Raw genomic sequence first — 20,765 nt, 5'->3', positions numbered from 1 at the left:
CATGGGCGCGCGGATCCTGCCGCCGGGACCAACCGGGCACCCGCTGCTCGGCTCGGCCCTCGACTTCCGGCGTGACCCGATGGGCACCTTCCTTGCCGCCAAACAACAGTACGGCGACCTGGTGCGCTTCCGGGGGCCGGTCAAGGTGCACCTGGTGTCCGGGCCGGACCACTTCCGGCACATCCTGGTGGACAACTTCGCGAACTACCAGCACCCAACCGACTTCGACCGCAAGATCAGCGCGGCCGTCGGCGAGGGCCTCGTGACGACGAGCGGTCCACAGTGGACCAGGCAGCGAACCATGGTGGAGTCCGTGCTGCGCAAGGACTACCTGACCGGCTTCGCCGAGATCATGGCCGACCGCGGCGCGCGGCTGGCGCGGGACTGGGCGGTGCACGCCGCGCGGGGCGTCCCCTTCGACGCGCGGCCGGACCTGCACCGGCTCACCCTGGACGTGCTGGCCAGCTGCCTGTTCACGGCCGACTGGGTCGACGACGCCACCGACCTCGCCGGCGCGGTGCGGGTCGAGCTGGCACACCTCAACCGCAAGCTGATCGCGATCGTTGACCTGCCGGAATGGGTGCCGACGCCGCGCAACCGACGGTTCGTCCTGGCCAGGAACGCGCTGGACCGGATCGTGTTCGACCTGATCCGCGCGCGGCGGTCGGACGGCGCCGACCCCGACCGGGCCGACCTGCTGGCGATGCTGATGGCGGTGCGCGATCCCGACACCGGCGTCGAACTGTCGGACCGCCAGCTGCGGGACCAGGTGACCACGCTGTTCGTCGCGGGGCACGAGACCGCGGCCGCCACCCTCGGCTGGCTGTGCCACTGCCTGGCGACCCATCCCGACGTGGCCGAGCGCGCCGCCGAGGAGGTGCGCGCGGTCCTCGGCGACCGGCCGCCCACCATGCGCGACCTGCCGCAGTTGAAGTACCTCAGGATGGTCGTCAGCGAGGTGCTGCGGCTGTATCCGCCGCTGTGGCAGGTCGCCAGGATGCCGCTGGCGGACGACGAGCTCGGCGGCTATCACGTGCCAGCCGGATCCTTCCTGCTGCTCAACACGTTCCTGCTGCACCGGGATCCGGAGTTCTGGCCGATGCCGGAGCGGTTCGAGCCGGAACGGTTCGAGCGGGGAGCCGTCGCGGACCGGCCAAGGTTCGCCTACCAGCCCTACCTCACGGGTCCGCGAAACTGCGTCGGCATGGCGTTCGCCACGATGGAGCTGACCATCGTCGCGGCCAGCATCCTGCAACGGCTGCGGCTCGCGCCCGTGCCGGGGCATCCCGTCGAGTTCCAACCCGACATCACCCTCGGCGCCCGGCACGGCATCGTGCTGACCGCGAGCGCCAGGAAGGCGCACACATCGTGAACCACCGGGCACACATCGTCGGAACGGGCGGCTACCAACCGGGCGAGCCGATCTCGAACGCCGAGCTGGCCGAACTCGTCGGCCCGCTGCCGCGCGAGGTGCTCGACGGCCTCGGCATCGAACAGCGGTTCTGGCTGGCCGACCCGCGCACCGGCAAACACCGCGAGAGCACCACGGACCTGGCCACGAAGGCCGCCGTGGCCGCACTCGACGACGCCGAGATGGGCGTCGACGAGGTCGAGCTGATCCTCGTCTCGACCGGCACGCCGGAGTTCCCGCTGCCGCCGACGGCGAACCTGGTGCAGCAGCGGCTCGGCCTGGACGCCTGCGCCACCATGGAGGTGCGCTCCGGCGGGGCGGGCTGGGTGCAGTGCCTGGACATCGCCCGCATGTACCTGGAAAGGGGCGTGTTCCGCACCGCGCTGGTGATCGGCTGCGAGGCGATCTCCCCAGTGCTCGTTCCGCTGTACCTCGACCGCGACCCGGCGCACATCCGCATCCGGGACCGGATGGCGCTGCACATGTTCGGCGACGGCGCCGGGGCCGCCGTGCTCCGGGCCCGCGACGAGGCGGGCGGCGTCCTCGGCGCGGCGACGTGCGCGATCGGCGGCAACCGCAAGCCGGGCATCTGGTCGGTCGGCGGCGGCACGCACGCCCCGTTGCGCGAGCAGGCCAGGGCCAACCGCCTCGTCGACCTCAGGGTCGATGTGGCCGGCGCCGCCGAGTTCACGCCGACCATGGTCACCAGGGCGATCACCGACGGGCTTGCGGCCTGCGAGGTCGCCGTGGACTCGCTGGACTGGTGTCTGGTGCCCGAGGGCAATGCGGGCTGGATGCTCAACGCCCTGCGCGAGGCCAAACTTGACACTCCACAGTGGACTTCGTTGGCCGGCCGGGTGATCGACAGCCTCGCCACGACTGGCGCGGTGGGCAGCGCAGCCGTTCCGCTGTTCCTCGACCGGGCAAGGAAGTCCGGTCAGGTGACCTCGGGCCAGCGGGTGCTGCTGGTCGGCGTCGAGGCCACCAAGTGGATCTACGCGAGTGCTGTGGTCGACCTGTGCTGAAGGACGCCCTCGGGACGTTCCTGAGGGCGTCCGTCAGGGCAGGTCCTACTCGACGGTGACGGACTTGGCGAGGTTGCGTGGCTTGTCCACGTCGTAGCCCCGGCTGCGGGCGATCTCGGCGGCCAACACCTGCAACGGCACCGTGGACACCAACGGCTGCAACAACGTCGGCACCGCCGGGATCTCGATCAGATGATCCGCGAACGGCCGGACGATGTCGTCGTTCTCGCTGGCGATCACGATCGTGCGCGCGCCTCTGGCCTGGATTTCGCTGATGTTGGACACCAGTTTGGTGTGCACAACGGGATTGTCCTTGGGGGAGGGCATCACCACGACGACGGGCAGGCCCTCCTCGATCAACGCGATCGGGCCGTGCTTGAGCTCGCCCGCGGCGAAGCCCTCCGCGTGCATGTACGCCAGTTCCTTCAGCTTCAACGCACCCTCCAACGCGACCGGGAACCCGACGTGCCGGCCCAGGAACAACACCGCCTTGGAATCAGCCAGCTCACGCCCCAACGCCCGCACCCGCTCCACCGTGGTCAGCACCCGCGAGACGGCCTCAGGCATCGCCTCCAGCTCGGCGAACTCCCGCGCCACCTCGTCGGGATACTTCGTGCCCCGCGCCTGCGCCAACGCCAACCCGACCAGGTAGTTCGCCACGATCTGCGCCAGGAACGCCTTGGTCGAGGCCACCCCGATCTCCGGACCCGCGTGCGTGTACAACACGGCGTCGGACTCCCGCGGGATCTGCGCGCCGTTGGTGTTGCAGATCGCCAACACCCGCGCCTTCTGCTCCCGGGCGTGCCGCACCGCCTCCAGCGTGTCGGCGGTCTCGCCGGACTGCGAGATCGCCACCACCAACGTGTCCCGGTCCAACACCGGGTCCCGGTACCGGAACTCCGAAGCCAGCTCCACCTCCACCGGCAACCGACACCAGTGCTCGATCGCATACTTCGCCACCAGGCCCGCGTGGTAGCTGGAACCACAGGCGATCACGAAGACCTTGTCGACATCACGCAGGTCCTGATCGGACATGCGCTGCTCGTCGAGCACGATCCGGCCATTGACGAAATGCCCGCGCAGCGTGTTCGCCAACGCCTCGGGCTGCTCCTCGATCTCCTTGAGCATGAAGTACTCATGCCCGCCCTTCTCCGCGGCCGACAGATCCCAGTCCACCCGAAACGGCGTCGCCCGCGCCGCCTCACCGTGGAAATCGGTCACCTCATAACCCTCACGGGTGATCACCACGACCTGGTCCTGACCCAACTCCACCGCGTCGCGGGTGTGCTCGATGAACGCCGCCACGTCGGAGGCCACGAACGTCTCACCGTCGCCGACCCCGACCACCAGCGGCGAGGACCGCCGCGCCGCGACCACCATGCCCGGCTCGTCGCCGTGGGTGACCACCAGCGTGAACGCGCCCTCCAACCGGCGGCACACCGCCCGCACACTGGCCGGCAGGTCGCCCGCGGTCTCCCCGTCCCGGTAGGCGCGGCCGACCAGGTGCGCCGCGGTCTCGGTGTCGGTGTCGCTGGACAGCTCGACGCCCTCGGCCTCCAACTCCGACCGCAGCGCCACGAAGTTCTCGATGATGCCGTTGTGCACCACCGCGACCCGACCCGTCGCGTCGCGGTGCGGGTGGGAGTTCTTGTCGATCGGCGCGCCGTGGGTGGCCCACCGGGTGTGCCCGATGCCGGTCGTGCCGGCCAGGCCGTCCCGGCCGACCTCGTCCAGGCGCGCCTCCAGGTTCGCCAGCCGACCGGCCTTGCGTTCCACCCTCAGCCCGCCCTGGCCGTCCAGCATCGCGACACCGGCCGAGTCGTAACCCCGGTACTCCAGCCTCCGCAACCCGTCCAGCACGACGTCCAACGCCGACCGATGCCCCACGTAACCCACGATTCCGCACATGGCCCTTGCACGCTCCCTGTCTCGGTCCGAGTCCAGTGGATGCGGAGTCGGCGGCGGCATGACGCATGTCGGCGGGCGTCGGGAAACCGGGTCGGGGCGCCCGCGACCCGGCGTCTTTGTGACGTGGCTCACAAAATTACCCCAGGGACGTGGAAAACGGGCAAAGCGCGTCATAGCGCTGAGCTGCCGCCATCACACCGGTCGAGTGCCAGCAGACGGGAGCAGCTGTCCATGGGCAACCTGGCAACCACGGTAAGCGAGGACGAGGCCGAGGCCTCGACGAGCGATTTGGAGCTTGTGGCCGCAGTTCGCGCAGGTGACGACCAGGCCTATGGCGTGCTGTTCGAGCGGCATGTCGCCGCCGCGCGCCGGCTGGCACGCGGGCTCGCCCGCAGCGACGCCGAGGCGGACGACTTCGTGTCCGACGCGTTCGCCCAGGTGTTGTCGAAGCTGAAGGTCGGCAAGGGACCGACGGAGGCGTTCCGCGCCTACCTCCTGATGGCGGTCCGCAACTTCGCCTATCTCCAGTTTCGACGGGACCGCAACGTCGACTTCGTCGGGGAGTACTGGGAGTCCGGCGACAGCCATGACAACCAGCCGGTCGCCGCCGCCGAGCTGAACGAGGAGCGCTCGCTGATGTGCCGGGCGTTCCGGCGTCTCCCGGAGCGCTGGCAGCTCGTGCTGTGGCACACCGAGGTCGAGGGGCAGACGGCGGCGCAGGTCGCGCCGCTGCTCGGCCTGTCGCCCAACGCGGTCTCCGCGCTGGCCTACCGCGCCCGCGAGGGGCTGTGCCAGGCGTACCTCGCCGTGCACCTCCCGCTGGTCGACACCGAGTGCCAACGCGTGGTGGAGCTGCTCGGCGGGTGGGTCAGGGAGAAGCTCCACGTCCGCGACCGGGCGCTCGTCGAGTCGCACCTGGACCGCTGCGAGCGATGCCGCGACCTGGTCGCGGAACTCGCGGACCTGAACGGCCCGCTGCGCGGCGTGCTGCTGCCCGTGGTGCTCGGCGGCGCGGCGGCGGTCTACGCCGCGACGCTGGGCGGAGCAGCCGGCGGGGCAGGTGGGGCAAGTGGGGCCGCAGGGACGCTTCCGGCGCAGGCTTCCGCTGCCGGCAACGCGATGGCGAGGGGCGTGGCGAGAGTGTGCCGCCAGCCCGTCCTGGCCCTGGTGGGGCTGGGTGTCCTCGGGCTGATCGCGACGACGGCGACGACGTCGGCCGCGCGATACCGCAACGACGCCAGCGACGTTGCGACGGCGGGCGAAGGCAGGGCGTCGGGTTCGGTGCGGGTCGGCCCGACCCGCGTCCCCGGCGACACGCTCTCGGCTCCGGAGGTGCCCCCGAAACGGCCCGCCGGTGACACCCCCGGCAGACCAGGCGGGGACGCCGGAGTCGCGCCGCCAGCGACCCCGGCGACCCCGTCGGCGACCCCGCCGGCCAACCCGGGATCCAGGGTGACCCCGCCACGCTCGGCCGGTTCGTCGACTGGCCAGACAGCTGCCGCTCCGGAGCAGCCTGACACCGTGTTCGCGGCGCTGTCGCCGCTCGTCGCGCTGGACGCGAGCACGACGGTGCTGCTGTCGGTGCCCCCGTTCGTTCCGGAGGCCGTTGCCGGGGCGGGCGCGGCACCAGTCGAGGCCGCTGCGGCCACGTCGGCTGAGTCCACGTCAGCTGGGTCCGCCGCGGGGACGGGCGCGGCGACCGCCCCGCCGCCGCCCGCGCCCGCCCCGCCGCCGCCCGCGCCCGCCCCGGCACCACCCGCACCCGCCCCGAGGTCACAACCCGTAGCCGCCACCGTGGACAGCGACGACGGGCCCGTCAACAAGCCCACGCCCACGCCGGTCGCGCCGAAGCTGACCCTGTCGGCCGTGCCGGGAACCGGCGGGCAGGCCACGATCACCGTGGGCTACCAGGGATCAGCGCCCGCGCGGGTGCAGGTCGACGTGACGTCGCCCGGCCTCCTGTCCGGCCTCCTGTCGGGTGTGGCCATGTCCTGCACCGGGCGCGAACCGTCGTCGGGCCCCGGCCAGTGCGTGCTCACCATGCGGCCTGGGGAGAGCGCGACTCTCGTTGCCACGGCCAAGGGGCTGCTGCCCGTCCTGCTGAACCCGACCTCGCTCACCATCGTGGCCACCACCGGGACCGCACGGGCCGACCAGGTCGTCCAGCTGAACTGAGCGCCCGCGCCAGCCATCGTCAGCAGGCCCTCGCCGGCGAGATCTCCGCGATCTCGCCGGCGAGCGTCGTCCTGATGGCGGCGAGGAGTTCGCCCGTGGCGCAGTCCCGGTCGATCCAGCCGAGCGCGCCGTCCTGTCGCGCCCGCGCGGCCTGCGCGCGGTCCGCCGGCGTCCTGGCGAGCACGACGACGGCGGTCCACCACCGGCGCGCCGACACCAGCCGGGTCAGCTGGAACTCGGGATCCAGCGCGGAGTCGACGAGCAGCACGTGCGGCGGCGCGAACTCGCACAGCGACAGCATGTCCGAGGGACTGGTGGTCGCCCCGGCCCACTCGAGGCCGTCGGTCGTGTCGACCAGGAGTTCGACGCCTCGGTGGTAGATCGCGGCGCTGTCGAGGAGCGCGACGCGCACCTGGTCGGGCACCGGGCGCGGGTGCCGCGACGCCGCCGAGCACCGGGGTGCGGTGACGATGGTCGACCTCATGATGTCCCTGCCCTCTCTCGGTTTCACGACGTGCCCTGACCCAGCAGGCGGTACAGCCTGATGTCACCGGACCCGTCGACGAGTTCGAACCGCTGCGGCGCGGCGTTGACCGCGTCCAGCAACGCGGCCTGACCGCCGCCCGCCCTGATGTTCACGGCCACCCAACCGGCGCCGGCCGCGCGCACGTCGGCCACCCACCGGTCGAGATCGCCGAGGTAGGCCACCACGGCGAGCTGTCGGTCCAGCCGGTCGCCGATCCACACGTGCGGAAAGCGCGCCGTGGTCGAGTCGGGGGTGGCGACCTTCGCGCCGGGCGGCAGCGCCCGCAGCATGGTGTACTGCGCCCACGGCTGGACGCCCCACCTGCGTTGGTCGGCGTCGGACAGCACGAGATTCCAGGCCTGGCTTAGGGATGCGCGTTCGCCGTTGGCCAGCGTGACCGGTGTCGGGTTGGTCGCCCACCACATGCCGAGGCCGGCGATGCCGGCCAGCGCGAGGGCGATCACGGCCTCGCCGCGCCGGGCCAGCCACTGCACGGCGAGCACCGTGCCGAGGCAGGCCATGGCGGCGAGGAAGATGGTGTACCTGCTCCACCACGGCGCCGGGTTGGCGAAGAACACGACCGTCGTCGGCAGGACGAGCAGGACGGTCCAGCGGCGTCGGAACACCAGCAGGGTGAGCGCGCCGAGCAGCAGGCCGACCAGCAGCACCGGCCACTGCGGCCCGAAGCCGCCGAGACGTTGGTCGTAAACGTAGTCGTGCGGGAACACGTCGTTGGTCCAGCTCGCCGCGAGCTTGCCGAGCAGCGAAGGCTGTTCGGCGATCTCGACCGGCCGGTTGGGGGTGATCAGCGTCGCCACCGGGTCAAGCTCGCCGCCGAACAGCGGCGCGCGCAACGGAAAGACCGGACTTCCCGCCCGCACGATGGTGGCCAGGTACCAGCTCGCCCCGACCACCATGGGCAGGCCGAGTGCGGCGGCGCAGGAGACCAGCCACCGGCGGGGGGAGCGCAGGCCGTGCGTTCGCCTCGACCCGTCCGCGAGATTCCTTGCCTGCCAACACAGGTAGCCGGCGACGGCCACCGCGAGCGCGAGGGCGACCAGGTTGGAGACCCGCGTGCCGAGCAGCACCGCGAGGCCGGTGCCCGCGAAGAACAGGTACACCGCGACGTGGCCCCGCCCGCCCTCCTGCCGGCCGGACACGAGATCGTCGGACGCCATCAGGAACTGCCAGGCGACCAGGAGGCCGGCCGCGGACGCCACATCCGGGTAGCTGGTGCCGGCCTGGAGGAACACCACCGGCGTCGCCGCGAACAGCAGCGTCGCGAACATCGCCCGCCTCGGGCTCAGACCCGCGCGGACGCCGAGGCCCGCCAGCGCGCAACAGGCGAGCAGCACGTAGCCGAACTGGGTGAGCCAGGCGAGTTCCGGGCCACGGAGGAACACCGAGGAGTACGCCGTGAACAGCTCGGTGTGCTGGGGCGAGTAGGAGGACCAGACCGACAGCGGGGTGCTCGCGAGCGACCCGCTGGACACCCAGGTGTCGACCGACAGCAGCCGGAAGGCGTTGCCGTCGAAGTCGTAACTGCCCACCCGCGCCGAGAGGACCGCGCGCCACAGGTACTGGACGGAGACGAGCACGGCCAGCACGACCAACGCGGGCAGCACGGCGCGGCGACCCGTGGCCGCGCCCCACTGCTCGTGCCCGGCCCGCCCGGCCCGCCTGGCGGGGTCGCGGCGCAGCGCGAGGGCGACGCCGGCCAGGCCCGTCGCCACCGAGGCGACCGCCAGCGGGACCGGGCGCAGCAGGTGCAGGTAGCCGAGCACGAGCACCAGCGCGCTTGGCTGGAGCAGCGCCAGCGAGACCGTCGCGGTCGCCCGGTCGGTCGCCGACCGGAACAGCGCGCGGGGGACCAACCAGGACGCCGCGAGCAGCGGCGCCGCGCCGATGATCAGGAGCAGTACGTCAGTCACGGGCACACCAGTCCTCGTGGTCGGTCGGTTGGTGGCGTCAGGACGACGCTTGGGCCGGCTGCTCGGTTCGCAGCGCCGCGGTCGCTGGCACGGCGCGCGGGACGCCCGTCGCGGCGGGAGCGGGCACCGACTCCGGAGCGCCGTCCTCGGCGGTCCGAGCGGTCTTGTCCCACCCGGTCTTGCCCTCGAGCATCCTGCCAAGCGCCTGCCAGCACGAGACGAACGAGACGTAGTTCCACACGATCAGCACGTGCCCGAGCAGGAAGCTCCGCCAGAAGCCGTAGTTGCGTTCCCTGCGGTAGTACAGGTAGCCCGAGATGAGACAAGGGAGGAACGACGCGACGTAGAGCAACAGCCCGATGAGGACACGGGAGAACAGCGTGGTGCCGAAGATGGTGCTTGGGTCGGCCGCCAGCTGGGAGACGGACACGAACAGTCCGATGTGGAACAACAGCGACCACGGCAGCACGATGACCCAGGGAATGGACAGGTACAGCGTCATCTCCAGCACGGCGAGGTTCGACAGCTTGCGGTTGCGCCAGATCTCGCCAAGCCGCCTGCCAGCGGTCATGTGTCCCTGGAACCATCTGGTGCGCTGCTTGACGAGCCTGCGGTAGTCGGTCACGCCCTGCTGGTCGACCCATGCCTTCGTGGTCGAGTCCAGCTGCCATCCCTCGATGAGCAACGTGATGGCCAGGTCGAGGTCCTCGGTCAGCGACTCGGACCACGGGTCCCGGCCGAGGTCGACCAGCGCGCGCAGCCTGCTGAACTGCCCGTTGCCGCCGAGGCTCACCGTCCGGCTGCGCCGCCTGCCGTACTGGGAGATCGCGGACAGCCCCCAGAACTCGAAGTCCTGGATCCTGGTGATCAGCTTGTCCGAGTTGCGGATCTTCACGGCGAGCTGGACCCCGCCGACCTTGGGATCGTCGAACAGCGGCAGCACATAGGACCAGGCGTCCTCGGACAGCCGGCCGTCGGCGTCCATCACGCAGACGAACACGGTGTCGGGATCGAGGCCGCGCCGGGCCACGTCCGCCAGCACCTCCTCGAACCCCTGGTTCAACGCCTTTCCCTTGCCCTGCCTCGCGTTGGGCAGGACGCGACGCACCACGATGGCCCGGTCGCCGCCCGCCTGCTCGGCGATGTCCCCGGTGCCGTCGTCGCTGCCGTCGTCGATCATCACGATCGTCGAGTTCGGCGTCCGCAGCAGCGCGGTCACGGTCTGTTCGATCACGACGCCCTCGTTCAACCCAGGAACCAGGAAGTAGACCCACTCGCCGTCCGGCTCGCGCCGGGCGATGGCTGGGGAGCCGGGTTCGGCCCTGGCCGCGGCGCGCATCTCCAGCAGCCCGGCGCCAGCACAGGCGAGGAAGTAGGACAAGCCGATCGCGATCGTGAGCAACGTCGTTCCGTAGAACAACCCGCTCGCGATGTCGGTGAGCACTGTGCCATCTCCTTTGCCCGGCGGCGGTTTGCGGCAGGTAGATGCCGCCCGGCCGGAGAGATGACGCAGCGATCCGGAGGAATCCCGGTCGCGCGACCGGTCCGGTCCTCGCCTCACCCGCGCGACGTATCCGAGTCACCTCCCGAGGGTAAAAAGTTCTCCGCCGTGCGTCATAGCGGCGGATGCGCCGTATCAACCTGCCGCAACCAGCCACGACCGTGTCGTCCACTTCGGCAGGTCCCAAGGTGAGGGAGGCGTAGGGCATGTACGGCAATACGGGGGGATTCGTCGGCGGCGCAGGGGTGGTTGGCGCCGGTGTGCTTGCGTCGACCGGATTTCCGGTGCTGCTCGTGGTGGCGGTGGGGCTGGCGGTGCTGATCCTCGGCGTCCTGCTGCTGCGGTCGTCCTATCTGCGCGGTCGCGGCGATGCCGGCTGAGGCCCCCGTCGCCGAGCGGGCGCCGGCCGGGAGTCTGGCCGGCCGGGCCGGGCGGGGCCGTCTGCGGTGGCGCACCCAGCTCTTCGCGGTGCTCGTCGTGGCGGCGGTGACCGGCCTGCTCACCGCTGGCTCGTTCCACACGTTCGTCCGGCCGACGCTGGTGACTGTCCCGGACGTGAAGGGACGCAGCGCAGGCGACGCCCGCGCCGTCCTCGAACGCCTCGGGCTCGGCGTCGACCAGGGCATCACCAGCCCGGCAGGCTTCGCGCCGGGCCAGGTGGCCGCCCAGGTGCCGCCAGCAGGCTCCGGCCTGCGGCCGGGCGGCCGGGTCGAGATCGACATCGCGGCGGACCCAACCCGGATCGACGTCCAGAAGTCCTTCTACGTGGGCAGGAAGTCCGCCGAGGTGGTCGCCGCGCTCCGGACGTTCGGCTTCGTCGTGCGCGTCGAGCAGGTGAGTTCCGAGTCGCCGCAGGACAGCGTGGTCGACGTGTCGCCGACCGGTCTGGTGCTCCAGGGCGACCCCGTGCGGGTCGTCGTGTCGAAGGGACTTGGCGGATGACCGACAACGACGTGGCCACCCCGACCGTGGCCTGGCCTGCGCGCGTCGGCCGCGTGGCCGTGTTCCTGCTGATCCTCGCCGCCTCGGTGCTGGTGTTCCTCGACCTGGAGTGGTTCAGGTCGGTCGAGGCGATGGCGGCCACCCCGTTGGTCGGCCTGTTCGTGCCCGGCGGCGCGGCCACCGAGTTCGCCACCCAGACCGTGTTCCTGTTCGGCGACGGCGCGAACCCCACCGTGGGTTTCGTGGTGTCCGGCGGATGCAGTGTCGGCGTGTTGGTCGCCCTGCTGTTGCTCGCGGCGTCCGCGATGGCGCTGCTGAGCAGGTTCAGCCCGGTGCGCGTGCTGTGGGCGGTGCTCGCCGCGGTGTGCGTGTCCTTTCTGGCCAACGTCATCCGCACCACCGCGATCGCGGTGATCGGCGGCCGGCTCGGCCGCGAGGGCGCCTTCTTCTTCGTGCACAACGTCGGCGGCGCCGTGTTCATCGTCGTTATGGCCACCGTGTCGGTGGTCGTCTTCTTCAACCTCCTGCTGGCCGTTCGCCGGTCCGCTGCCTCCGCCTAGTGAGATGTGGGTCAAATCGTGAGTCTGCGCATCGTTTCCACCAGTCCGGTTCCCGAGGTGCACCTGGTCGTCGGCACCAGGCCCGAAGCCATCAAGCTGGCCCCGGTCGCGCTCGACCTCGCCAGGTCGGGGCGGATGAAGGCGGTCGTGCTGGCGACCGGGCAGCATCCGACGATGGTCCACCAGGCGCTGGCCGCCTTCGGCGTCAAGGCCGACGCGACCATGCGGCTGGACCGCGTCGACGGGGGGCTCGTCGAGCTGTACGCCCAACTCCTGCCGCAGCTGGACGCGCTGTGGGCCGATCGCCCGCCGGCCGCGGTCGTGGTGCAGGGGGACACGTCCTCGACGGTGGCCGGCGCGCTCGCCGCGTTCTGGCGGCGGGTTCCGGTGGTGCACCTGGAGGCCGGGCTGCGGTCGTTCGACCTCGACTCGCCGTTTCCCGAGGAGGCCAACCGGCGAATGGTCGGCGCCATCGCGCGGCTGCACCTCGCGCCGACCGAGCGCGCCGCGAACAACCTCCGGCGCGAGGGCGTCGCGGAGGACCGGCTGCTCGTCGTCGGCAACACGGTGGTGGACGCGGTCGGCACGGTCGTGCGGAACCGCACGCCCTTCGGGCAACCGGACCTGGCCGCGGTCGAGGCGCGCGCGTTGTCCGGGAACAGGAGGCTGCTGCTGGTGACCGTGCACCGGCGCGAGTCGTGGGGCGAGCCGTTGGCCGGCGTCCTGAACGCCGTGCGGACGATCGTGCGGGAGCACCAGGACGTGGAGGTCGTGCTTCCAGCACACCCCAATCCCCAGGTGCGCGACCAGGTGCGGCAGGCGCTCGGCGACTGCCAACGGGTCACGATCACCGAGCCGCTGGACTATCCCGACCTGGTCAGGCTGCTCGCCGCGAGCACGCTCGTGCTGTCCGACTCCGGCGGCATCCAGGAGGAGGCGCCGTCCTTCAAGGTCCCGGTCATGGTGCTGCGGGACGTCACCGAGCGCCAGGAGGCGGTCGACGCCGGGTGCGCGCTGCTGGTCGGCACGGACGAGGAGCGCGTCACGGCCGTTGCCGGGCGGCTGCTGGGAAATCCGGCGTTCACGGCCCAGCTGACCGCCTCGGGCAACCCGTTCGGCGACGGCCTTGCCGGCGAACGAACCGAACAGGCGCTGGCCGTCCTGCTCGGTCTCGCCGAACAGATGCCAGACCAGTTCGTGCCGCAGGCGACCGAGGTCAGGTTGTCCCAACGCGCCTAGCCGGGACGCGTGGGCACCACCTGCCGTGGAGGGTCGTTCGATGGAGACTGCTGATGGGCGCCCGGCCGTGGCGCGGGACGGCGGCCGCGCGTCCGCGCCGATCGCGGGCAGGGTGCTGATCGCCTGCGCGACCCCGCTGGTCGGCGAGGGCGTCGCGCGGGTCGTCGACCACATGCGCGAGGCGACGGTCGCGGGCATGTGCGGCACGGTGAGCGACCTGTTCATCAAGGCGCACCAGTGCGATCCCACCATCGTGATCATGGACGACGCGCTCGATCCGGCGTTCCAGACGGTGCGGCTGGTGGTCGAACCGCGCCGTGCCGTGATCGTGCTGCTGGCCCCGACCAGGCGCGGGCAGCTGCGGGTGCGCGAGGCGTTGAAGGCGGGCGCGGGCGGCGCGGTGTCCTGGGCGTCCAGCCGATCGGTCGTCGCCGACGCCCTGCGGGCGGCCAGGACCGGCCGGGTCTACGTCGCGCCGGAACTCCAGGAGCGCCACCAGGAATCCGCAGGGCGGGCGGTGTCCCGCCGCGAGGACGAGGTGCTGCAACTGGTCTGCCGGGGGCTGGACAACCGGCAGGTCGCCGAGCGGCTGTTCGTGTCCAGCGAGACGATCAAGACGCACGTCCGCAACATCGCGAGGAAGCTCGGCGCGCGCGATCGCGCCCAGATCGTCGTGCACGCGTTTCGGACGGGGCTCGTCGACGAGCGACTCGTCACCGAAGGGTAAGACCGCCGGGATTTCCCTGTCCCGTAAGCCTTTCCGCGCGCCCGGCCGCGCGGAGGACAGCGCCCGAGGGGCACGGGCTAGCGCCGCCCGGCGCGCTTGCCGCGCACGAGGTTCTTCAGCGCGTGGCCGACCTGGCGCAGCGGCCCGGCTCCGGCCGGGGCCACCAGGCCGGCCTGCCGCAGCAGGTCGAGGAAGTCGCCCTCCTGCCAGACCTCGGCAAGCCGCCCGTCGTCGTCGAGCCGAACGACCAGCAGCGCGGTCAGCCGCAGCACCCGTCCGGTCGGCGGGAAGACACCGACGAAGTCGCCGAGGTGGGTGCCGACGTTCTCCAGGCGCAGCGCAACGACATTGCCGTCGACGATGACCTCGTTGGCCGTGTACACGAGGTCCGGCTGTCCCTGCTTGGCCAGCCGGACCGTGGCCTTGAACTCGGCGAGAGTGCGCGCGTGCGGCAGGTTTCCGATGTGGAACACCAGATCCGGCGCCGCGACCTCGTCGAGAGTGTCCAGCGCGTCCGGGTCCGCCATGTTCCAGATGCGGTCGAAGAACACCTCGCACACCCATGCGCCGAACTCCGCCCTCGGCTTCGGGAGCACGCCGTCGGCGGTCATTTCGCGCCTCGCCGTTGCGCGGCAACGGATCGCGCCTTGAGCGCGGCCAACCGGCCAACCGTGCGCAGGACGTGCCGGAACCGCGCGAACTCGGTGGCCTGGCGCGGCGGGATGACGCCGAGCTGGTCGAGCACGGTCAGGTTGTTGAGCTCCTGCCACAGCTCTGCCACCTGGTCGCCGTCGAACCGCAGCCAGAGCAGCTCCGTGATCTCCACCCGGCGTCCGGTCGGCGGGATGCCGTCGTGCTCGCCCCGCTGCGTGCCGAGGTACCTGCTGCGCAGGACCACCGTGCCGGACTGCGCGATGACGAGGTCCACCTCCTGCCGCAGGTCGGGAAACGACGTCCTGGTCGCCAGGATCAGCTCCCGGTAGGCGCGGCGGCCACGCACGGCGGGCCGTTCGGGGACGTGCGCCACCAGGTCCTCGCGGAAGTGGTCGTCGATCGCCGCCAACCGGCCGCGATGCCAGACCTGGTCGGCGATCTCGCGGGCGAGGTCGCGGAGGTCGTCCTCGGTCATGGTGCCTCCAAGGGGGGCGGTCGGTGGTCGGGACGAGCGCGGCCCGCCGGAGCGTCCGATGTCCTGGTCGGTGGATGCGCGTAACCCCTGGTAGTCGACGCGGCCGGCCGCGGATCTCCCCCCTGCGGTGAGCGGTCTACGCCTGCGGGGGTCACCCATTCGGGTGATAGGTGGCATCGCTCGTGGGAGTTGCGTCATCGAACCCCACCTCGCGGCATCTCCCTGCCAGCCCGGCGACGGAAGCGTCACACCGCCCGCCGTGCCGACCACAGGGCAGACGTGCACACCGCACGCCGCACAGAATGTCGGGGAAATCGTATGAGCAAGCACTCGGACGACAAGCCGCGCAAGAGGCGCCGCAAGGCCATGATCGTCGGCCTCGCGATCGGTGTGGGGGCCACGATGCTGTCCACCGCGGCCTTCGCCGCGTGGGATGTCAGCGGCGACGGCACCTCCAGCGACGCCGCCGCGACCGCGCAGAAGATCGTCGTCAAGCTGAACCCCAATCCCAACGGGGACCTGTGGCCCGGCGGCACCGGCGCGGCCCAGTACTCCATCGACAACCCCAACGGCTTCCCGGTGGTCGTGTCGAAGCTGACCTTCAACTCGATCACGAGCGGCAACGAGACCAACTGCCCCGCCAAGAATCTCACCGCGGTGAACTCGACGGCGACCCTGGCGACGGCCATCACCGTTCCGGCCAACAGCAACTCGGGCGCGCAGAGCCTGCCGGCCGCGTTCAAGCTGGACACCAACGCGCCGAGCGCGTGCCAGGGCGTCGTGTTCACGGTGAAGACCTCCGCCACCGCCGTCACCGGATAGCTCCCACCCGTGTCGACCGTGTGCGCAGGGCTCGACTCCCGCGCCGGATCCGTGCAGCTGCCCGGGTCCGGCGCGGCCGGCCGCGTCCGCCGAGCAGTGCTAGGTGGCCTGCTGGTCACCGTGGTGGTCGCGCTGGGCGCCGGCCGCGCGGAGGCGGCGTGGGCGGTCTCGGGCGACGGCAGCTCGTCCGCGCGGGCGAGGCAACTCGTCGCCCCGGCCGCTCCCTCGGTGCAGGCGGGGCTGTTCGGGTGCCTGCTGTCCTCGCTCACCGTTTCCTGGCCGGATCCTCCGCAACAGGGCACCAGCCTCGACGTGGTCCGGGTCGACGGCTCGAACCAGCAGACGGTCATCGCCTCCTCGCGCACGGCCGCCGGTTCCGTCAGGGACAGCGGGGTGGCGGTGCTCGGCTTCGCGCCCCAGTACTTCCTGGTCAACAGGGCCGGTTCCTGGCAGCTGTCCGGACCGAGCGCGACATGCGGGAGCTGACCAGCCCGACGGAGGACCGATGAGCATCGCCCGAGCCACCCGCGCGGTCGTCGCGGTCGGCGTGTTCGCCGCGGTCGCCGCGTTCGGCGCGACACCGGCGGCGTCGGCGAGCGGGCGGCCCGTCGAGCTGCGTGCCTCGGCCAACCCCGTCGCCGACCTCTACCCGGGCGGCCGGGGCGCGTCGCAGTTCTCCGTGGACAACCCGAATCCGTTCCCGGTCCGCCTCCTGTCGGTGTCCTTCGGCTCGGTCACCTCGTCCGATCCGGCGGGTTGCCCGGCCGACCTCGTGCGCATGGTGGATCGGCCGCTGCCGGCCGACTCCGTGGTCGGCGCGGGCGAACGGGCCAGGACCTACGCCGTGCCGGCGGCGTTCACGCTGTCCGCCGACGCCCCCAATGCCTGCCAGGGCAAGACGTTTCTCGTCGCCACCCGCGTGCGTGCGATCGCGGTCGATGACGCAGGCAGGTCGCCGTCGGGAGACCAGCCCGGTCCGGACGCGCAGGAGCTGGCCTGGACCGGCGCCGCCATCGCGCTCCCGATCGCCTGCGGCGCAACGCTGTTGGCCGGTGGCTGGCTGCTCCTGCTGTTCGGGCGTCGCCGTCGGGCTCGGACGACGCCGCGCGGGTGATCGCAGTACGGCGACCGGCTATCGTCCACGGTCAACCGCACCGGAGCGGCCTGTGCACGATGACCCGGAGGGCGCGATGGGGATGCGGGTGCTTGTCTCGGTGGACATGGAGGGCATCGCCGGCGTGGTCCACGGCGAGGACATCCAGCCAGGCCACAGCGAATACGAACGCAACCGCTCGCTGTTCACCTCGGAGGCCAACGCCGCCGTGCGCGGCGTGCTCGCCTACCGGGCGGACGCCCAGGTGTTGGTCACCGAGGCGCACGCGCAGTTCCGGAACCTGTTGCCCGAGCGGCTGGACCGGCGCGCGGAACTGCTGCGCGGCTCGCCCAAGCCCGACGGGATGATGGCGGGCCTGGCGGCCGACGTGGACGCCGTGCTGTTCATCGGCTACCACGGCAAGGCCGGCACGCCCCGCTCGGTCATGGCCCACACCATCTCCGGCGGGTGCATCGCCGACGTGCGCTGCAACGGCCGCTCGCTGGGTGAGCTTGGCCTGAACGCGGCCCTCGCCGCGCACCACGGCGTGCCGTCGGTGCTGGTCAGCGGCGACGACACCGTGGCGGCCGAGGCGGCCGAGGTCGTGCCCGGCATGCACACCGTGGTGGTCAAGCGGGCCCTCGGCGCCCGCGCGGCCGCGCTGCTGCATCCCGACGAGGCCTGCGAGCGGATCGAGCGGGCGGTGCCCCTGGCGCTGGCCGACCGCGATGCCGTGCGCGCGCTGCGTTTCGACGGCCCGGTCGACCTGGAGGTCCAGGTGTTGCGGCCGCACATGACCGAACACGCGCTGCTGGTTCCCGGCATGCGGCGCACGGACGGCTGCACCCTGCGGTACGCGGCGCCGGACTTCCCCACGGCGTACCAGGTCACCGAGCTCATCGCCACGCTCGCCGCCCGCTGACCGGCGGCGCCGCGAAGAACTCCCTGACGCCGCAGCACGTTCTCGGACCGCCGAGCCCGTCCGCGCGGGCTCGGCGGCTCAGCCGACGACCATCCACTGCCGCCCGTCGAGCAGCTCCCGCGCCGCGTCCAGGTGTCCCGCATGCGTTGCCGTCTCGGTGAGGACGTGCAGCAGGACCTCGCCGAAGTCGTCCAGCCGCCACGTGCCGAAGAAGTCCGGCCACCAGGCCGGCTTCGCGTCAAGGGCAGTCGCCAGGATGACCTCGTCCGACCGCGTGATCTCCGCGCGGTACAAGGCAAGGATCTCCTCGCCCGTCAGGTCGGCCGGCGGATTCCAGCCGTCGCCGGCGTCCTCGGCGACCCAGTCCTTGACCGCCTGCCGCCCGGCGACGACCCCCTGGAACCAGAACCGCTCGTCGTCAAGGGCCAGGTGGTGCACCAGCTGACGGCAGCTCCAGCCCGAGGGCAGCACCGGTCGCCGCATGGCCTCCTCGTCCAGCCCGTCCAGAATGCCGAGGACGTGCCTACGGGCGCCGTTGAGGTGATCGAGCAAGATCGCGACATCCACGGCCGAAGCCTAGTGCGTTACCCCGTTCGGCGGAGTTCCGCCGGGCCTGCCCTGACGGCTACGCCGATCTGACGCCGAGGCGGGGCCGTTGTCCGCGCCCGCCGACATGACCCTGTTCCTCGAGGTGGACGGCAGTGGGCCGCCCGACTGCTTCGACGGCTACAAGATGCAGCTCAACCTCGACCTGTACGACTGGGACCACCCGAACGACCCGTGGACCCAGTCCTACAACGTCAACGTGCTCCAGAGCGGGTTCCACGCGCAGCTGCTCGGACCGCTCGGCGACTACTTCGCGTTCAAGCACGGGCTGAGCCTGGAGAAGATGGTGGTCTGGGTGCAGAGCTCCAAGGTCGATCCGCAGGACTTCACCGCGCGGACGATTCCCTTCGACCTGCGCATGTGTGACCCGACGCCCGACCACCCGTTCGGCGGGTCGACCGTCGACTGCGGCTACCACCCGTCGCTGCTGACCAACTAGTTTCGTCGCTCGCCAAGTGGCCCCAGGGGACGCCGGCTTCCCCTGGGGCCACGCGGTTTCCGTCAGGATCCCGAGGTCACGAGTTCGGGCGCGGGCTGCCCGCTCGCCGTGTCCGCAGTGCGGTTGGCCACCGTGACGAGCACGGCGAGGCCGGCGAAGATCACCGCGGCGATGACGCCGACGACGTTCAGCCCGCTGGTGAAGCCGTCCTTCGCGGTGCGCAGCAGGTCGGCGGCCTGCCCGGCCGGCAGGTGCCGCGCGGCCGCCGTCGCCCCGGCGAGCGTCTGGCCCGCCGCCGCGGGCGCGCCCCCGGCGACGGCGTCGACCAGGTGCGCGCGGTAGACGGCCGTGCCGAGCACGCCGAGCAGCGCCAGCCCGAGCGAGCCGCCAAGGTAGTTGCCGGTCTCGGCCATCGACGCGGCCGAGCCGGCCCGCTCCGGCGGCACGGAGCCGACGACCAGGCCGATGCCGAGGGCGAACAGCGGGCCGGTGCCCAGCGCCAGCACGGCGATGCCGACCATCGTCATGGCGGGGCCGCCGGTGCTGCCGACCAGCGCCAGCGGGACGCAGCCCAGCATCGACACGGCCAGCCCGCCGCCGATCGCGGTGGCCGGCCGCATCCGCCTGGCGAGCGCGGGCGCGGTCATCGTGCCGATCGCGACGCCGAGGCCCATCGGCGCGAACAGGACGGCCGAGCCGAGCGGGCTGAACCCCAACACGCTCTGGAGGTACTGGGTGACCAGCATGCCGACGCCGGCCATCGCCAGGCCGGCGAACACCAGCGCGACCAACACCGCGGTGAACGGCCGGTTCGCCAGCAGCCGCAGGTTCAGCAGCGGCGTCTCCAGCGTCAGCTGACGCCGGACGAACAGGGTGCCGACGGCCGCGCCGGCCACGATCGCCCCAGCCGGCACGAGCACGCCGGAGGCGCCCTGCACGGTCAGCTGCTTGAGGCCGTAGACCATCAGCAGCACGGCCACCAGCGACTGACCGACGCTGAGCAGGTCAAGCCTGCCGGCCGCCGGGCTGCGGAACTCCGGCAGGACCCTCGGCCCGACGATCAGCAGCAGCCCCATCGCGGGGACCGCGACCAGGAACACCGAGCCCCACCAGAAGTGCGCGAGCAGGAACCCGGCGAGCACCGGGCCGGCCGCGCCGCCGGCGAACTGGCTGGTCGCCCAGATCGCGATGGCCTTCCCGCGCTGCCGGTCGTCGCGGAACATGTTGGTGATCAGCGCGAGCGTCGACGGCATGAGCGTCGCGCCGGCGATCCCGAGCAGCGCCCGCGCGGCGATCAGCATCCACGGGGTCGTCGAGTAGGCGGCGACCACGGAGAGGACCGCGAACGCGGCACCGCCGACGAACAGCAGCCTGCGGCGGCCGATCCGGTCGCCGAGCGTGCCCATGGTGATCACGAACCCGGCGACCAGGAAGCCGTAGCTGTCGCTGATCCACAGCTGTTCGACGCCGCTGGCGCCGAGCTGGGCACTCAGCGAAGGCAGCGCGAGGAACAGCGCGGTCGAGTCCATCGCCACCAGCAGACTGGGCAGCACCAGCACCGCGAGTCCCAGCCACTGCCGCCGGCCCGCGCTCCGCTCGGTGTCGGTCATTTCGGGCTCTCCTTCTCCTCCGGGTGGTGTCGCGGGCTGGTCGGAGCTGCCCCGCCGGCCTTTACCTCCGTCGGGAGGAATTTCTGCGGGGTGCTCGCTAAGGTCGCCGGTGTCGTTGGAGAGCGATCGGAAACTCGTCTCCGACGGACGTAAAGACGGCGGCAGCGGCTCCGACCAAGCGGCTGAAGGGCCCGAACGG

General features: G+C 71.7%; 21 protein-coding genes. 13 read left to right on the top strand and 8 right to left on the bottom strand.

The window, feature by feature from the left end:
* The first annotated feature begins 1 nt into the window (after position 1).
* Complete coding sequence (locus F0L68_RS11995) at positions 2-1,372, top strand: cytochrome P450 (RefSeq protein ID WP_223198734.1); 1,371 nt, start codon at positions 2-4, stop codon at positions 1,370-1,372.
* Positions 1,369-2,436, top strand: a complete 1,068-nt coding sequence (locus tag F0L68_RS11990; RefSeq protein ID WP_149849595.1) for a 3-oxoacyl-ACP synthase III family protein — start codon at positions 1,369-1,371, stop codon at positions 2,434-2,436. Before F0L68_RS11995 ends, F0L68_RS11990 begins: the two co-directional genes overlap by 4 nt.
* A 45-nt stretch (positions 2,437-2,481) precedes the next feature.
* On the opposite strand, the gene glmS is transcribed toward F0L68_RS11990, so the two are convergent.
* Positions 2,482-4,344 carry a glutamine--fructose-6-phosphate transaminase (isomerizing) gene (gene glmS / locus F0L68_RS11985; RefSeq protein WP_149849594.1) on the bottom strand — a complete coding sequence of 621 codons (1,863 nt, stop codon included), beginning with the start codon at positions 4,342-4,344 and terminating at the stop codon, positions 2,482-2,484.
* A 231-nt stretch (positions 4,345-4,575) separates the two neighbouring features.
* On the opposite strand from glmS, the gene F0L68_RS11980 reads away from it, so the two are divergent.
* Positions 4,576-6,519 carry a sigma-70 family RNA polymerase sigma factor gene (locus F0L68_RS11980; protein WP_188316526.1) on the top strand — a complete coding sequence of 648 codons (1,944 nt, stop codon included), beginning with the start codon at positions 4,576-4,578 and terminating at the stop codon, positions 6,517-6,519.
* A gap of 19 nt (positions 6,520-6,538) precedes the next feature.
* Here F0L68_RS11980 and F0L68_RS11975 read toward each other — a convergent pair whose 3' ends face one another.
* From F0L68_RS11975 to F0L68_RS11965, 3 genes are read right to left on the bottom strand one after another with little or no spacing between them, the layout of a single operon-like run.
* Positions 6,539-7,003, bottom strand: coding sequence for a response regulator (locus F0L68_RS11975; protein WP_149849592.1), 465 nt, complete (start codon positions 7,001-7,003; stop codon positions 6,539-6,541).
* A 23-nt stretch (positions 7,004-7,026) separates the two neighbouring features.
* Positions 7,027-8,976 carry a hypothetical protein gene (locus F0L68_RS11970; RefSeq protein ID WP_149849591.1) on the bottom strand — a complete coding sequence of 650 codons (1,950 nt, stop codon included), beginning with the start codon at positions 8,974-8,976 and terminating at the stop codon, positions 7,027-7,029.
* Positions 8,977-9,013: 37 nt separating this feature from the next.
* Positions 9,014-10,420: a glycosyltransferase family 2 protein gene (locus tag F0L68_RS11965; protein ID WP_223198720.1), complete on the bottom strand. Its 1,407-nt coding sequence runs from the start codon at positions 10,418-10,420 to the stop codon at positions 9,014-9,016.
* Positions 10,421-10,683: 263 nt separating this feature from the next.
* Between F0L68_RS11965 and F0L68_RS42300 the strand changes: the two genes are divergently transcribed.
* From F0L68_RS42300 to F0L68_RS11945, 5 genes are read left to right on the top strand one after another with little or no spacing between them, the layout of a single operon-like run.
* Positions 10,684-10,857, top strand: coding sequence for a hypothetical protein (locus tag F0L68_RS42300; protein WP_188316525.1), 174 nt, complete (start codon positions 10,684-10,686; stop codon positions 10,855-10,857).
* Positions 10,847-11,419: a PASTA domain-containing protein gene (locus F0L68_RS11960; protein ID WP_149849590.1), complete on the top strand. Its 573-nt coding sequence runs from the start codon at positions 10,847-10,849 to the stop codon at positions 11,417-11,419. The genes F0L68_RS42300 and F0L68_RS11960 overlap by 11 nt, the downstream gene beginning before the upstream one ends.
* The gene (locus tag F0L68_RS11955) at positions 11,416-11,979 is read left to right on the top strand and encodes an archaeosortase/exosortase family protein (protein WP_149849589.1); all 564 of its coding nucleotides are present in this window, start codon (positions 11,416-11,418) and stop codon (positions 11,977-11,979) included. Before F0L68_RS11960 ends, F0L68_RS11955 begins: the two co-directional genes overlap by 4 nt.
* An 18-nt stretch (positions 11,980-11,997) precedes the next feature.
* On the top strand, positions 11,998-13,218 hold the full coding sequence (gene wecB / locus F0L68_RS11950) for a non-hydrolyzing UDP-N-acetylglucosamine 2-epimerase (RefSeq protein ID WP_223198719.1): 1,221 nt from the start codon (positions 11,998-12,000) through the stop codon (positions 13,216-13,218).
* A 40-nt stretch (positions 13,219-13,258) separates the two neighbouring features.
* Positions 13,259-13,945: a response regulator transcription factor gene (locus tag F0L68_RS11945; protein ID WP_149849588.1), complete on the top strand. Its 687-nt coding sequence runs from the start codon at positions 13,259-13,261 to the stop codon at positions 13,943-13,945.
* 77 nt (positions 13,946-14,022) lie between these two features.
* Here the strand turns inward: F0L68_RS11945 and F0L68_RS11940 are convergent, their stop codons facing one another.
* A complete protein-coding gene (locus F0L68_RS11940; RefSeq protein WP_149849587.1) occupies positions 14,023-14,556 on the bottom strand; it encodes an ester cyclase in 534 nt (177 codons plus the stop codon).
* On the bottom strand, positions 14,553-15,074 hold the full coding sequence (locus F0L68_RS11935; protein ID WP_188316524.1) for an ester cyclase: 522 nt from the start codon (positions 15,072-15,074) through the stop codon (positions 14,553-14,555). The genes F0L68_RS11940 and F0L68_RS11935 overlap by 4 nt, the downstream gene beginning before the upstream one ends.
* Before the next feature lie 318 nt (positions 15,075-15,392).
* Here F0L68_RS11935 and F0L68_RS11930 point away from each other — a divergent pair, with 318 nt between their 5' ends.
* Genes F0L68_RS11930 through F0L68_RS11915 form a run of 4 tightly spaced genes read left to right on the top strand, consistent with a single transcriptional unit; the run spans position 15,393 to position 17,911 of the window.
* Entirely contained in the window at positions 15,393-15,896 is a 504-nt protein-coding gene (locus F0L68_RS11930; protein WP_149849585.1) for a vWA domain-containing protein, read from the top strand.
* A gap of 9 nt (positions 15,897-15,905) precedes the next feature.
* A complete protein-coding gene (locus tag F0L68_RS11925) occupies positions 15,906-16,382 on the top strand; it encodes a hypothetical protein (RefSeq protein WP_149849584.1) in 477 nt (158 codons plus the stop codon).
* Between the two features lie 19 nt (positions 16,383-16,401).
* Positions 16,402-17,010, top strand: a complete 609-nt coding sequence (locus tag F0L68_RS11920; protein ID WP_149849583.1) for a hypothetical protein — start codon at positions 16,402-16,404, stop codon at positions 17,008-17,010.
* Between the two features lie 52 nt (positions 17,011-17,062).
* A complete protein-coding gene (locus tag F0L68_RS11915; RefSeq protein WP_223198718.1) occupies positions 17,063-17,911 on the top strand; it encodes a M55 family metallopeptidase in 849 nt (282 codons plus the stop codon).
* A gap of 78 nt (positions 17,912-17,989) precedes the next feature.
* On the opposite strand, the gene F0L68_RS11910 is transcribed toward F0L68_RS11915, so the two are convergent.
* A complete protein-coding gene (locus tag F0L68_RS11910) occupies positions 17,990-18,478 on the bottom strand; it encodes a mycothiol transferase (RefSeq protein WP_149849582.1) in 489 nt (162 codons plus the stop codon).
* Positions 18,479-18,566: 88 nt separating this feature from the next.
* Between F0L68_RS11910 and F0L68_RS11905 the strand changes: the two genes are divergently transcribed.
* Complete coding sequence (locus F0L68_RS11905; RefSeq protein ID WP_149849581.1) at positions 18,567-18,956, top strand: hypothetical protein; 390 nt, start codon at positions 18,567-18,569, stop codon at positions 18,954-18,956.
* A 62-nt stretch (positions 18,957-19,018) separates the two neighbouring features.
* On the opposite strand, the gene F0L68_RS11900 is transcribed toward F0L68_RS11905, so the two are convergent.
* Positions 19,019-20,566 (bottom strand): MFS transporter, encoded by a 1,548-nt coding sequence (locus F0L68_RS11900; RefSeq protein ID WP_149849580.1) that lies wholly within the window; start codon positions 20,564-20,566, stop codon positions 19,019-19,021.
* Positions 20,567-20,765: the final 199 nt, after the last annotated feature.

Source organism: Solihabitans fulvus, assembly GCF_008386585.1.
In the GTDB taxonomy this organism is placed as follows: domain Bacteria; phylum Actinomycetota; class Actinomycetes; order Mycobacteriales; family Pseudonocardiaceae; genus Solihabitans; species Solihabitans fulvus.
This window is presented reverse-complemented; position numbering and strand designations above follow the sequence as displayed.